The sequence below is a fragment of the Sphingobium bisphenolivorans genome (genome assembly GCF_000412635.1).
Taxonomy (GTDB): domain Bacteria; phylum Pseudomonadota; class Alphaproteobacteria; order Sphingomonadales; family Sphingomonadaceae; genus Sphingobium; species Sphingobium bisphenolivorans.
Genome location: NZ_ASTG01000007.1, coordinates 12,728 through 25,871, shown reverse-complemented (window position 1 = coordinate 25,871; position 13,144 = coordinate 12,728). Strand labels below are relative to the sequence as shown.

The 13,144-nt window shown below is 66.3% G+C and carries 15 protein-coding genes; 9 read left to right on the top strand and 6 right to left on the bottom strand.

Translation table 11 applies throughout. The features are described from left to right. Position 1: 1 nt before the first annotated feature. The 3 genes from L858_RS0106900 to L858_RS0106890 are packed head-to-tail and all read left to right on the top strand — an operon-like array spanning position 2 to position 3,000. Positions 2-964, top strand: coding sequence for a 2-hydroxyacid dehydrogenase (locus L858_RS0106900; RefSeq protein WP_022682420.1), 963 nt, complete (start codon positions 2-4; stop codon positions 962-964). A gap of 33 nt (positions 965-997) precedes the next feature. After that, the gene (gene hisC, locus L858_RS0106895) at positions 998-2,095 is read left to right on the top strand and encodes a histidinol-phosphate transaminase (protein ID WP_022682419.1); all 1,098 of its coding nucleotides are present in this window, start codon (positions 998-1,000) and stop codon (positions 2,093-2,095) included. After that, a complete protein-coding gene (locus L858_RS0106890; protein ID WP_022682418.1) occupies positions 2,095-3,000 on the top strand; it encodes a prephenate/arogenate dehydrogenase family protein in 906 nt (301 codons plus the stop codon). Before hisC ends, L858_RS0106890 begins: the two co-directional genes overlap by 1 nt. A 17-nt stretch (positions 3,001-3,017) precedes the next feature. Here the strand turns inward: L858_RS0106890 and L858_RS0106885 are convergent, their stop codons facing one another. From L858_RS0106885 to ftsE, 4 genes are read right to left on the bottom strand one after another with little or no spacing between them, the layout of a single operon-like run. Continuing rightward, entirely contained in the window at positions 3,018-3,716 is a 699-nt protein-coding gene (locus tag L858_RS0106885; protein WP_022682417.1) for a lysophospholipid acyltransferase family protein, read from the bottom strand. Between the two features lie 9 nt (positions 3,717-3,725). Then, on the bottom strand, positions 3,726-4,256 hold the full coding sequence (locus L858_RS0106880; protein WP_022682416.1) for a YdcF family protein: 531 nt from the start codon (positions 4,254-4,256) through the stop codon (positions 3,726-3,728). Continuing rightward, positions 4,253-5,158 carry a cell division protein FtsX gene (locus L858_RS0106875; RefSeq protein WP_022682415.1) on the bottom strand — a complete coding sequence of 302 codons (906 nt, stop codon included), beginning with the start codon at positions 5,156-5,158 and terminating at the stop codon, positions 4,253-4,255. Before L858_RS0106875 ends, L858_RS0106880 begins: the two co-directional genes overlap by 4 nt. Then, complete coding sequence (ftsE, locus tag L858_RS0106870; protein WP_028055888.1) at positions 5,158-5,868, bottom strand: cell division ATP-binding protein FtsE; 711 nt, start codon at positions 5,866-5,868, stop codon at positions 5,158-5,160. The genes L858_RS0106875 and ftsE overlap by 1 nt, the downstream gene beginning before the upstream one ends. A 167-nt stretch (positions 5,869-6,035) precedes the next feature. Between ftsE and L858_RS0106865 the strand changes: the two genes are divergently transcribed. Further along, a complete protein-coding gene (locus L858_RS0106865; RefSeq protein ID WP_022682413.1) occupies positions 6,036-6,866 on the top strand; it encodes an MJ0042-type zinc finger domain-containing protein in 831 nt (276 codons plus the stop codon). Between the two features lie 129 nt (positions 6,867-6,995). Here L858_RS0106865 and L858_RS0106860 read toward each other — a convergent pair whose 3' ends face one another. Continuing rightward, positions 6,996-7,904 carry a pirin family protein gene (locus tag L858_RS0106860; RefSeq protein ID WP_022682412.1) on the bottom strand — a complete coding sequence of 303 codons (909 nt, stop codon included), beginning with the start codon at positions 7,902-7,904 and terminating at the stop codon, positions 6,996-6,998. A 43-nt stretch (positions 7,905-7,947) separates the two neighbouring features. Then, the gene (locus L858_RS0106855) at positions 7,948-8,235 is read right to left on the bottom strand and encodes a BolA family protein (protein ID WP_022682411.1); all 288 of its coding nucleotides are present in this window, start codon (positions 8,233-8,235) and stop codon (positions 7,948-7,950) included. 44 nt (positions 8,236-8,279) lie between these two features. Between L858_RS0106855 and L858_RS0106850 the strand changes: the two genes are divergently transcribed. The 5 genes from L858_RS0106850 (at position 8,280) to cobT (ending at position 13,087) form a co-directional block, all read left to right on the top strand. Further along, positions 8,280-8,897 (top strand): J domain-containing protein, encoded by a 618-nt coding sequence (locus tag L858_RS0106850; protein ID WP_022682410.1) that lies wholly within the window; start codon positions 8,280-8,282, stop codon positions 8,895-8,897. 147 nt (positions 8,898-9,044) lie between these two features. Further along, the gene (gene cobS, locus L858_RS0106845; RefSeq protein ID WP_028055887.1) at positions 9,045-10,052 is read left to right on the top strand and encodes a cobaltochelatase subunit CobS; all 1,008 of its coding nucleotides are present in this window, start codon (positions 9,045-9,047) and stop codon (positions 10,050-10,052) included. Positions 10,053-10,056: 4 nt separating this feature from the next. Next, complete coding sequence (locus L858_RS0106840; RefSeq protein ID WP_022682408.1) at positions 10,057-10,479, top strand: OsmC family protein; 423 nt, start codon at positions 10,057-10,059, stop codon at positions 10,477-10,479. Further along, on the top strand, positions 10,476-11,261 hold the full coding sequence (locus L858_RS0106835; RefSeq protein WP_022682407.1) for a tyrosine-protein phosphatase: 786 nt from the start codon (positions 10,476-10,478) through the stop codon (positions 11,259-11,261). Before L858_RS0106840 ends, L858_RS0106835 begins: the two co-directional genes overlap by 4 nt. Further along, positions 11,261-13,087, top strand: a complete 1,827-nt coding sequence (gene cobT / locus L858_RS0106830) for a cobaltochelatase subunit CobT (protein WP_022682406.1) — start codon at positions 11,261-11,263, stop codon at positions 13,085-13,087. Before L858_RS0106835 ends, cobT begins: the two co-directional genes overlap by 1 nt. Positions 13,088-13,144: the final 57 nt, after the last annotated feature.

The window sequence follows — 13,144 nt, the reverse complement described above, 5'->3', positions numbered from 1 at the left end:
GATGGCGGGTATGACAGAGACAGCCCGCATCCCGATCGTCGCCTTCGGCCCGCTCTATCCCTATCTTGACGAGGCATTGGCGCAGCGCTTCGTCGTTCATGCCGTGCCGGCGGACGCCGACCTGAATATGCTGCCGGACGAGGTGCGGCAGGCGCGGGCGCTGGTGTCCTTCGGATCGGTCGGCGCACCTGCCGCGATCATGGACGCCCTGCCCCGGCTTGAGCTGATCGCGCTGTTTTCCGTTGGCTATGACAAGGTCGATATCGACCATGCGCGGGCAAAGGGCATTCGCGTCACCAACACGCCCGATGTGCTGACCGACGACGTCGCCGATCTCGCGGTCGGGTTGCTCTATGCGACGGTCCGCAACATCGCGGCTAACGACCGGATGGTGCGCACAGGCGAATGGGCGAAGGGCGTGAAGCCCGCGCTCAGCGGGCGCGTCACGGGCAAGCGGATCGGGATTTTGGGGCTGGGCCGGATCGGCCGAGCCATCGCGCGGCGGCTGGAGCCGGTGGCCGGCGAGATCATCTACCATAGCCGGCGACCGGCGGACGACGGCACCGCTTATCGCTACATCGCCGATCCGCTCGACTTCGCGCGAGCGAGCGACGTGATTATCGTAGCCACATCCGGCGGGGCGGAAGCGCGGCATCTGGTCGGTGCGGCGATGCTGGACGCGCTGGGGCCAGGGGGCGTCCTCATCAACATCAGCCGGGGGAGCGTGATCGATGAAGAGGCAATGGTGGCGGCGCTTGCGGAGCGGCGGATCGCGGGCGCCGGGCTGGACGTGTTCGCGAACGAACCGCATGTCCCGCATGCCCTGCTGACGATGGATCATGTGGTGCTGCAACCGCATCAGGGCAGCGCGACCGTGCAGACGCGCAAGGCCATGGCCGATCTGGTCCTTGCCAATCTCGACGCCTGGTTCGCTGGCGAGCCGTTGGTGACGCCGGTGGTCTAGCGCTTTGCGCGCGGGAACGCTAAAGCGCCGGCCATGACCAAGCCTGCCCCCAAAGACTGGATACTCGGTATCTCCCCCTATGTGCCGGGCAAGTCGGCCGCCGATGACGGACGCCAGCTGGTGAAGCTGTCAGCCAATGAAAATCCGCTGGGTACCAGCGATGCGGCGCGCGCAGCATTGGTATCTGCGACAGCGGACCTTGCCACCTATCCGGACCCCGGCGCAGCCGCCATGCGGGAGGCGATCGCGCAGGCGCATGGGCTGGACCCGGCGCGCGTGATTTACGGCACGGGTTCTGACGAACTGCTGCATATCGCCGCCAGCGCCTATGCAGGGCCGGGGGATGAAATACTCTATGTCCGCTACGGCTTTTCCGTCTACGACATCGCGGCCCGGCGCGTGGGCGCCACGCCCGTCGTGGCGCCCGACCGCGACTATGCGACCGATGTCGATGCGCTGCTGGCCTGCGTGACGGAGAGGACCAAGGTCGTCTTCCTCGCTAATCCCAATAATCCCACCGGCACGATGACGCCGCGCGAGGAAATTGCGCGTCTCCATGCGGCCCTTCGCCCGGACATCTTGTTCGTGCTGGATCAAGCCTATGCCGAATATCTGGAAGCAGATGAGGATGATGGCGGCCTGGAACTGGCGAAGACCGCCGCCAATGTGCTGGTGACGCGGACCTTCTCGAAGATTTACGGGCTGGCGGCGGAGCGCATCGGCTGGGGCTATGCGAGCGCCGAGGTGATCGACGTGCTGCATCGCATTCGCGCGCCCTTCAACGTGACGACGGCCGGCCAGGCGGCGGCGATCGCGGCGGTGAAGGACCAGGCCTGGGTCGAGGCGAGCCGGACGCACAACCGGAAGTGGCGCGAATGGCTGGCGGGAGAAGTGGCTGCGCTGTCCAACCACGGATTGCGCGTCGTGCCGAGCAAGGCGAATTTCCTCCTCATCCTGTTCGACGGCAAGCTCGACGCCGAGACGGCGATGAAGGGACTGTGGGACGAGGGCTTTGCCACCCGCTGGCTGCCGGGGCAGGGTCTGCCCAACGGCCTGCGCATCACGATCGGCACCGAGGAACAGGTGCGCAAGGTGGCGGCGAAGCTGCGCGCGATGGCGGAAGTGGCCTGATGCTGCCCTTTTCCCGTGTCACGATCATTGGCCTCGGCCTGATTGGCGCCTCTCTTGCACGCGCCATCCGGGAGGCGATGCCGACCGTGCGGGTGACGGGGTACGACGCCGACCCGCGCGTCCGCGAAATCGCGCGCGCCATCGACCTGGCCGACGATGTGACGGACACTGCGGGCGCCAGCGTCACCGACGCCGATCTGGTCGTGCTGTGCGTGCCGGTCCGGGCGATGGGAGTCGTCGCGGCGGAGATTGCCGACGATCTTCCGGCTGAGGCGATCGTCAGCGACGTCGGGTCATGCAAGGCCGATGTGCTGGCACAGCTGAACGCCGCGCTGCCGGGACGGACGATCATCCCTGCGCATCCGGTCGCGGGAACGGAGAATAGCGGGCCGGAGGCGGGCTTCGCCTCCCTGTTCAGGGGGCGCTGGTGCATCGTGACGCCGCCCGCGGGTGCCGATCCGGCCGCGGTCGAGCGCGTGTCCGAACTGTGGCACCGCGTCGGCGCAGAGGTCGAGACGATGGACCCGCAGCATCATGATCTGGTGTTGGCGGTGACGAGCCATCTGCCGCACCTCATCGCCTATACCATCGTCGGCACCGCCAGCGATCTGGAGGATGTCACCCAGTCCGAGGTGATCAAATATTCGGCGGGCGGCTTTCGCGACTTCACGCGCATCGCCGCGTCCGATCCGACCATGTGGCGCGACGTCTTCCTGGCGAACAAGGAGGCAGTGCTGGAGATGCTTCAGCGCTTTTCGGAGGACCTGTCGGCTCTGCAGCGGGCCATCCGCTGGAATGACGGCGACACGCTGTTCAACCTGTTCACCCGGACGCGCGCAATCCGGCGGTCGATCATCGAGCAGGGACAAGACGATCCGAAGCCCGATTTCGGACGTTCACACTAAACCCACTTGTTCGACCCTCATCGGACGGGCGGATTCAGCGCATTGATCGCTGCATGAACCCGCGCTTCCGCCTCGTTCCGATCGAGCCCGGGCGGCACGATCTCCCCCACCTTGTAAGTAATGGTGCCCGCGCGTTTCAGGAACTTTCCGCGCGGCGACACATGGCCGCTGTCGATGGCGATGGGCACGACGGGCAGCTTCAGCAACGCATAGATCCCCGCGAAGCCGGAGCGCAGCGGCGGGCTCTCACCATGCGGAACCCGCGTCCCTTCTGGAAAGAGGCAGACCGGGCGGCCCTGCGCGGTCGTCGCGAGAGCCGCGCTGCGAAGGGCGCGCAGGGCACTGGCGCCGGCGCTGCGCTCGATCGGGATCAGCCCGTAGCGCCGGGCAATGCCGCCCCAGAGTGGAATGTCGAACAACTCGCGCTTGGCGGCGATGGCGGGGCGATGCAGCAGGCAGAGCAGGTCGATCGTCTCGAACATCGATTCATGCTTCAGGATATAAAGATAGGGACCCTGGGGAAGTTCGCCCTCAACCCGCACCTTCTGGCCCAGCAGCCAATTCACGCACCAGCGGTGGAAGCGGCTCCATCCCGTCGCCACCGCGGGAATGGAATGGGGCGCGACCAGATTGCTCGCCATCGCGGCGAGCACGAACAGCAGCGAGCCGACATAGAAGGCGAGCATGAAGGCGAAGGAACGGATGGCCGTGATCATGAAAAGCCGTCAGATGCCGATCAGCGCCGCGGCCCGGCGCAACAGATATTTGTTATATTCGCGCGCCAGCATGGTGAGGCTGGGGCGGCTCGGCACGGCGTCGTAGACGAGCGTCACCCGGCCGGGCAGAGCCTGCCGCAGTTCGAGCGCGGCGCGGCGCATATGCCAGTCGGTGGTGATGAGCCGTACCGCCTTATAATCTCGCCGCTCCAGCCAATGGGCGGTTTCGATGGCATTCGACCGTGTATCGATCGCTTCGCGCCCGAGCGTGATACAGCAGCGGAAAAGACGCTGCGGCGCATCATATTGCGCGGCCAGTTCGGCGGGGCGCACGGAGCGGTCGACGCCGGAGATCAGCATCCGCTTCGCCGCGCCCTCCTTGAGCAGGGCTAGGCCCCGGTCGATCCGCCCCGCGCCCCCCGTCAGCACGACGATCGCATCGGTCTGACGCCCATCGAGCGGCTGGGGCAGCAAAATTGCGAACCAGGCAAAACCCAGCATCCAGCCGAGCAGCGTCACCGCGACGAAGCGGATGATCATAACAGCCGCCCCAGCGATCGAAGCACGGTCCAGCGCGCGGCGACCGTCGCCAGCAGGACGCCGCCCACCGGCAGCACCGCCAGCAACGCCCAACTTGTCCAGGGAAGCTGCACCGTCGCCAGCAGTTCCGATCCGGTGGCGAGCAGGCGTGCGCCAAGCAGGGCCAGCACCAGCAGCGCCATGGCGAAACCAAGCGCTCCCCCCAGCAGGGCGTCAAGGCCGATGCGGCGCTGAAACAGGCGGGCGATCTGCACATCGGTGGCGCCCATCAGGTGCAGCACGTCGATGGTGCCGCGATGGCCATCATGCGCCGCGCGCGCCGCCAGCACCACCACCGCGCCAGTCGCCAGCGTCATCAGCAGGACGATGCCGGCTGCCAGCCAGCCGAGAGAGGACAACAGCCCGGCGACAGGTTGAAGGAAGGCGGCATGCGGCTCCAGCCTGAGCTTGGGCGAAAGCGTGGCAAGCTGCCGGCGCAGATGATCGATCTTTGCCTCCGCCTGCCCCGACGTCAGTTCGATGTCGATGAGCGCCGGGATCGGCAATTCCCCACTGGCGGCGTCCTGCCCCAACCAGGGACGGATCTGTTCGATCAATGCCGCCGGGTCGACGGGCTGGACCGCGCGTACATAGGGGATGCGGCGCAATCTTTCCGTCACGAGGGCAGCAAGGCGGGCGCGCTGCTCGCCATTCGCCTCGACGATCTGGACCGTGGCACGTCCGGCCAGGTCGTCGCCCATCGAGTGGACCGCTGCATTGAGGCCAAGGCCGGCAGCGGCGGACAGCACCGTCAGGAACATCATGATGGCAACGATCCACGGCATGGGACCTGCCACCCGCCCCTCCGGCAGCAGGCGATGGCGCGCAGCGGCGGCGGCGCGGCGATCGACACCCATGCGCATCAGCCGCTGACCTGCTGGCGCGGCGGGTAGCGCAGCGATCCGGTAGGATCGGACAGCCGGCCCCGGTCCAGCTTCATCATCTGGGCCGCCGAAACTTGCGCGATCAGCGGCAGGTCGTGGGTGGCGACGACGATCGTGGTGCCAAGGCGGTTGAGCGCCTCGAACAAAGTCATGAGGCGGCGGGCCATGTCGGCATCGACATTGCCTGTCGGCTCGTCCGCCACCAAGATTTCCGGGCGCCCGATCACGGCGCGGGCGATGGCGACGCGCTGCTGCTCTCCACCGGACAGGGTGGCGGGGCGCGCCTGCCCCCTGTCTCCTAGTCCCACCCAGTTCAGCATTTCAGTGACAGGCGCGTCGATCTCCGATTCCACCATCCCCGCCACGCGCAGCGGCAGCGCGATATTGTCGTAGGCGGAGAGGTGCGGGACGAGGCGGAAGTCCTGGAAGACGACACCGATGCGGCGGCGGAAGCCGGGCAGCCGTTTGCGCGGAAGCGTCACCACATCCTCGCCGAACAGGCGGATCACGCCGCGGCTGGGCCGCTGCGCCAGGTACAACAGCTTCAGCAGCGATGTCTTGCCCGCGCCCGACGCCCCGGTCAGGAAATAAAATCCGCCTGCGTGCAGCGAAAAGCTGATGTCGGACAGCGTCTCGCTGTCCAGACCATAGCGCAGGCCCACATTTTCGAACTGGACGATGGCCGACATCATCGAAAAATGCGCCCCGACGCTCCCTGCTTTCCCCGTCTGCCAGCCATGGCACATGGCGTGGGCGGCCGTAAAGCCCGCCCGGAGGTTCCGGCGAGTCGCCGCTTGTTACGCGGGCATGTTTGTTGCCGCTTGCCCTTGAGTCCAAGGCATGGCTATGAAGCAACATGATCCTGGTGTGTCCCAGCTGCGCTACGCGCTACATCGTGCCAGACAGTGCCGTCGGCCCGAACGGCCGTCAGGTCCGCTGCGCCGCCTGCAAACATAGCTGGTACCAGGAGCCGCCGACGCTCGCACCGAGGGAAGAGGCATTCGCCGGAGCGGGCGCGGATGCGCCCGTCGCGCCACCCGTGCCGCCCGCAGCCGAGCCCGAGCCGCTTGCCGCCCCTCCCGCCGCGTCGCAGCCCGTGGCCGATCCGGTGCCGGAAGTTGCTGCGGCTGCCGCAGACGCGCCGGTAGCGGAGGCCCCCCCGCACGAGGCGAAGCCGGACTATCGCTTCGACGATATCTACGGGCATCGTCATCGTGAGCGGGTCGCGCCACAGGAAGAACTGCCGCCGCAGCCGGTGAAGTTCCGCCGCAACAAGCTCAAGCTGTGGACCTATGCGGCGGCGAGCTTCTGCCTGTTGATCGCGGCGGCAGGCGGGGCGCTCTGGTATTTCGGCGCACCCAGCTGGGCCGTCAATCTCGGTTTGGTGGCGGAGGAAGGCGATCCCGACCTGCTCTTCTATCTCTCCAAACCCGCCGAGCGCCGCAAGCTGCCGACGGGCGAGGAATATTTCGCTTTCGGTGCGCGGATCGTGAACAGCGGCAAGCAGAATCTGCCCGTTCCCCCCGTCCTGGTGCAGCTTCGCGACCGGCAGAACCGGCTGGTGTTCAGCTGGACGACCAAGGCGGACCGCGCCAAGCTGAAACCCGGCGAGGAAGCCTCGATCAACGAGAGCCGGATCGACATTCCGAAGAATGCGGAAAATCTCTCGCTGACCTTCGTCCAGTAGGACTTCCAATCAAGTCCGTTCGGGCTGAGCATGTCGAAGCCCACGACTGAGCGAAGGCAAGTGCCTAGCTCCGCGCGGCTTGGCCCTTCGACAAGCGCAGATGGGCGGAGTGTAAAGGAAGGTCGCCGTTCAAGGATAGCTGACTGTCTTGGGCCGGCCTTGCGGGATTGGAATGAACTCCTGATCGTCGCCCGGGATCAACGGAAAGCGCATCGCTTCCCAATCGTCGCGCGCCTGCATCAGCCGGTCCTTCGTGGACGAGACGAAATTCCACCAGACATGGCGGGGGCTGGCAAAGGCCTCGCCGCCGCAGAGCATCACCCGACCGCCATCGACGCTCATCAGCGTGGCGCGAACGCCCGGGCGCAAGACGTAAAGGGTTTGCGGCTGAAGCGGACGCCCGTCGAGCGCGGCATCGCCACCCGACACATAGATGGCGCGCTCGTCCGCCTCTGCGTCGATCGGCACGGAGCCGCCGGGCAGAAGCTGGATGTCGGCATAGATCGTCTTGGCATAGGTGGTCGTGGGCGCCGTTTCCCCCCACAGCGTGCCCATGATGACCCGCGCTCGCGCCTGTCCGCAGTCGATGACCGGCAGGCCACCCTCGCTCACATGTTCGAAGGCCGGGTCGCGCTCCTCGTCCCTGTCAGGCAGCGCCAGCCAGGTCTGGATGGCGGACAATTTGGAGGGCTTGGCGCGATCCTCTTGCGGAGAACGTTCCGAATGAACGATCCCCTTGCCCGCCGTCATCAGGTTGACCGCGCCCGGCTCGATCAGTTGCTCGGTGCCGAGGGAATCGCGGTGAAGGAAACTGCCTTCGTACATATAGGTGACGGTGGCGAGATTGATGTGCGGATGCGGCCGCACGTCGATCCCCTTCCCCGCGTCGATCTGGGCAGGCCCCGCCTGGTCGAAGAAGATGAACGGTCCCACCATCGTCCGCTCCTTGGCGGGCAGGGAACGATGGACACGGAAATCGCCGAGATTGTGCGAGGTCGGCGTGATCGTCTGGATGATAGGGTCGGTCGGCTGGGTCATGCTGCGTCCGTTTCAGAGCTGGTCGAAGGGGGGAGGTGACGGGTCAGGCTTCGCCCGGTGCCCGTGCCTTGATGGCAAGGGCATGCACCTTCTCGCGCAGCAGGTCGGCGAGGGCCGCGTTCACCAGCCGCTGGCGGGCGACCCGGCTTTGCCCGGCAAATCGAGCGGCGACGATATCGACGGTGAAGTGGCTCTCGCCCGTGCCGTCATGGCCGGCATGCCCCCGATGCTTTTCGCTGTCGTTGATGACGGCAAGCTGGTCGGGGCTGAGGGCGGCGCGCAGGCGCGCCTCGATTTCGGTGGCGACAGGGCCTTTTGAAACGTCGGTCATGCCGCCTATATAGGCCTTTTGACCGCAAGTGCATCAGGGCAATCTTGGCTAGCGAATCCTTCTCGACCCGCCGCTTCAACCGTTTCCATGGACGCGTGGAGAGCGATCGCGCCTGCGCGGTCGACGGTTGCCTGGAGCCTGGCGAATTCCGCGCGCCGCCCCTGGAAGGGCAGCGGGCGCGGCAGGATGGCCCGGCGTGGCGCTGGCTCTGCCTTGACCACGTGCGCGAATTCAACCAGGGCTATAATTTCTTCACCGGCATGAGCCCGGACGAGATTGCCGCCGCCCAGCGCCCCTATGCGGGGTGGGAGCGGGAGACGCGCGCCTTTTCCTCCAACGCCGCCAGCCCGCCGCCGCGCTGGTCCGACTTTCAGGACCCGCTCGACGCGATCGGCGCCAAGTTCAAGGAGCGGGTAGCGAAGGCTCGTGCCGACAACCAGATGCGGCAGGACGGCAAGTTCCTTTCGAACGAGGATCGCAAGGCGCTGTCGGTGATGGGCCTCCCCATCGACGCCGACCGCAAGGCGCTGCGGCAACGTTACACGGAACTGCTGCGGCGCTACCATCCCGATCATAATGGCGGCGACCGCGCTCATGAACATGCGCTGCAGGGCGTGATCGAGGCCTATGGCCGGCTGCGCAGGGCGCCTGCCTTCGCCTGACCGGAGACTGCCACCATCCGACGGCCAAGCAGGCCAATTTGGCCGAATGGGCTGCTTGATCGTTATGCCCGCACGCCTCACTGTATCGACATGCTCCCTCCTCAAGGCTAGGGCATGGCCGACCCGATCGTTTCAAGAGACAAAAAGATGACCGACATCCCCAACGTCCAGCCCGATACCCGCGCCGAAACGCTGTTGGCCGCGCCCGACCGCGAGGTGGACGCGCGGGAGGTGTTCGGCGTCGATGTCGATCTGAAGATTCCTGCCTTCTCCGAAGCGGATGAGCGGGTGCCGGACCTGGATCCCGCCTATGTCTTCGATCCGGACACCACGCTCGCGATCCTGGCGGGCTTTGCGTACAACCGCCGCGTGATGGTGCAGGGTTATCACGGCACCGGCAAGTCGAGCCATATCGAGCAGGTCGCCGCGCGACTCCGCTGGCCGTGCATCCGCATCAACCTCGACGCGCATATCAGCCGCATCGACCTGGTCGGCCGCGACGCCATCGTGCTGAAGGACGGGCAGCAGGTGACGGAATTCCGCGAAGGCCTGCTTCCCTGGTCGCTGCAGCGGCCGGTGGCGCTGGTGTTCGACGAATATGACGCCGGCCGCCCGGACGTGATGTTCGTGATCCAGCGCGTGCTGGAGACGGACGGCAAGATGACGCTGCTCGACCAGAACCGGGTGATCCGCCCCAACCCCTGGTTCCGCCTGTTCGCGACTGCCAATACGGTGGGCCTGGGGGACACGACCGGCCTCTATCACGGCACGCAGCAGATCAACCAGGGCCAGATGGATCGCTGGAACCTGGTCGTCGCGCTCAACTATCTGCCCGCCGCGACGGAGGCACAGGTGGTGCTCGCCAAGTCGGGCGAATATGATCATGAAGGCGGCCGCAAGGAAGTCGAGAATATGATCAAGGTGGCGGAACTGACCCGCCAGGGCTTCATCAACGGCGACATCTCGACCGTCATGAGCCCGCGCACCGTGATCAGCTGGGCGCAGAATGCGCTCATCTTCAAGAATGTCGGCTTCGCCTTCCGCCTCTCCTTCCTCAACAAATGCGATGAGGCGGAGCGGGCCCTGGTCGCCGAATATTATCAGCGCGTGTTCGGCAAGGACCTGCCGGAAAGCGTCGCCCACCGGACGGCGTGACGCCATGATCGTCGTCGAACGAATCGACCCCGAGGGCGGGACCGCGCACCGGATCAGCATCCGGGGGCATGAGTTGATCGCGGACATGACCGCGCCCGACGGACATGATGCCGGGCCGGACCCGCATGATCTCTATGACTCGGCGCTGGGCGCGTGCAAGGCGATGACCATGCTCTGGTATGCGCAGCGCAACGGCATACCGGTGGAGGACATCCATGTCGGCGTCGTTCGCGACGCGAGCGAGGAGCGTACGGGCATCTATCGCCTGACGACCCGCATCGCGCTCGGAGGGCCGCTGACCGATGAACAACATGACCGGCTGATCGCGGTGGCGGCCAAATGCCCGGTGCACAAGCTGATGAGCGAGGTCGAGACGCAGATCGAGACAGTCGCGGTACCGCGCGTGGGCGAGGGCGAACGGCCGTGAGCGACAACGCCGCCCTGTTGCCGGAACTGGACCGGCTGCCGCTGGAGGGCGGCTTCAACCTGCGCGACTTCGGCGGCCACGGGACGGCGGACGGTCGCCGGGTCAGGCGCGGCATGCTGTACCGGTCGGGCACCATGGCATTGCTGACGGAGGCCGATGCCGCGCTTCTGCAGTCCCTGGGCATCCGGGCAATATGTGATTTCCGCCGCCCCAATGAGCGGACGGCCGAGCCGACACGCTGGCACGGCGCGGAAGTCGATTATTTTTGCCGCGACTATGTGGAAACCAGCGGAGTTCTGGGCGAAGTATTGAAAAGCGACGACGCGACGGCCGAGGATATGAGGCAGGCGATGATCGCGCTCTATCGCGCCATTCCGGTCGACCATGCCGCATCCTATCGTGCCATGTTCGCGCAGATTCTCGCGGGCCGCGTGCCCATTCTCATAAACTGCTCGGCGGGCAAGGACCGCACCGGCTTCGGCGCCGCGCTGATCCTGACGGCGCTGGGCGTGACGCGCGAAACCATCTTGCAGGATTATCTGCTGACTAATGTCCATGCCGATTGGAACTGGCTGTTGACGCAGCGCGACACGCGCATATCGCGCGCATGGCGGCGGCGGCCGGACATGTTGGAACCGCTGTTGAAGGTCGATCCGGCCTATCTGGACAGCCTGTTCGCGACGCTGGATAAAAGTCATGGCGGAATGGACGGCTATCTGACCGACGCGCTGGGCGTGGACGGCGCCGCGCGCGACGCCTTGCGAGGGGCCCTGCTGGACTGATGGCCGAACGGTCGCCCCTCGATAGCTTCAAGGATGTGCTGTCCGGCGCAGCGCGATCGATGGCGCGCGATTCGGAGGTGGAGGTCAGCTTCACCGCCGACACGCCGCATACGGCCGGCAAGGCGATCAAGGTGCCGACCCCGGCGCGCGCCTTGCCCGCCGATCAGGTGGCGCTCGCGCGCGGGTTCGCCGATGCCAGCGCCCTCAAGCTGCGCCACCATAATGCGCGCGTGCACGGCGCTTCGGCTCCGGCCGACGCGGTGGCGCGCGCGGTGTATGACGCGGTCGAGCAGGCCCGGGTGGAGGCGATCGGTTCGCGTGCCATGGCCGGGGTCCGGGCGAACCTCAACCATGCGCTCGACCTGCGGCTGAAGTCCGATCCCATCCGCCGCGCCCGCTCCGCCGACGAGGTGCCGCTTTCCACGGCGCTCGCGCTCAAGGTGCGCGAGCGGCTGACTGGACAAGCCGTGCCCAAGGAGGCCGCGCCCGGCCTGGCGATGATCGATCAGTGGCTGGAGGACAAGGCGGGTGCCGATCTCGACGCGCTTGGCCTCGCAATCGACGATCAGCGCGCGTTCCAGAAGCTGACGTCCGCCATGCTGGAGCATCTCCAGCTGATCGACACCGAAGTGCCGCCGCCCTCAGATGAGGAAGAGCCCCAAGAGCAGGGCGAGGAAGAGGAAGAGCAACAGGAAGACGGCGACTCCGGCGAGGACCAGCCGGGCGACAGCGACGCCTTGGCCGAAGCGCGCGCTGACGACAGGGGCGGCGACACTGAGGAAGGCGAAACCGAATATAGCGACGAGTTCGACGCCGACAGCGACGAAGGCGCCGACGACATGGGCGATGAGGGCATGATGCCGGTGCGCCCGAACCGCCCGATAGGCGACCTGCCGCCCGGCTTCGACTATAAGCCCTATACGCTGCTGCATGACGAGATCGTGACGGCGGAGGACCTGTGCGACGAGGATGAGCTGCTGCGCCTGCGCGGCTTCCTCGACCAGCAGCTCGTGAGCCTGCAGGGTGCCGTCACCAAGCTCGCCAATCGGCTGCAACGGCGGCTGATGGCGCAGCAGTCGCGCAGCTGGGACTTCGACCAGGAGGAAGGGCTGCTCGATGCGGCGCGGCTGGCTCGGATCGTCATCGATCCGACGCGCTCGCTCTCCTACAAGATCGAGCGGGACGCCGAGTTCCGCGACACCGTCGTCACGCTGCTGATCGATAATAGCGGCTCGATGCGCGGGCGGCCGATCTCCATCGCCGCGATCAGCGCCGACATCATGGCCCGCACGCTGGAGCGCTGCGGCGTGAAGACCGAGATTTTGGGCTTCACCACGCGCGCTTGGAAAGGCGGGCAGAGCCGCGAGGACTGGCTGGCCGCTGGCCGTCCGCCAATGCCGGGGCGTTTGAACGACCTGCGCCACATCATATACAAGAAGGCCGACGAACCCTGGCGGCGGGCGCGCAAGAACCTGGGTCTCATGATGCGCGAGGGGCTGCTCAAGGAGAATATCGACGGCGAAGCGCTGCTCTGGGCGCACCAGCGCCTGATCGCGCGCAATGAGGAACGCCGCATCCTGATGGTCATTTCCGACGGCGCGCCGGTCGACGACAGCACCCTGTCGGTGAACAGCGGCACCTATCTGGAGCGGCATCTGCGGCAGGTGATCGACTGGATCGAGAATCGTTCGCCCGTGCAGCTGGTCGCGATCGGCATCGGCCATGACGTCACCCGCTATTATCGCCGGGCCGTTACCATCATGGACGCCGAGCAGCTCGGCGGCACGATGGTCGAGCAATTGGCCGGACTGTTCGACGAGGATTAGCAGCGAGCCGGTTGCGGGCTTCGCGCGATGTCGAAGCCCGGACCTTCCCTTGAAAAG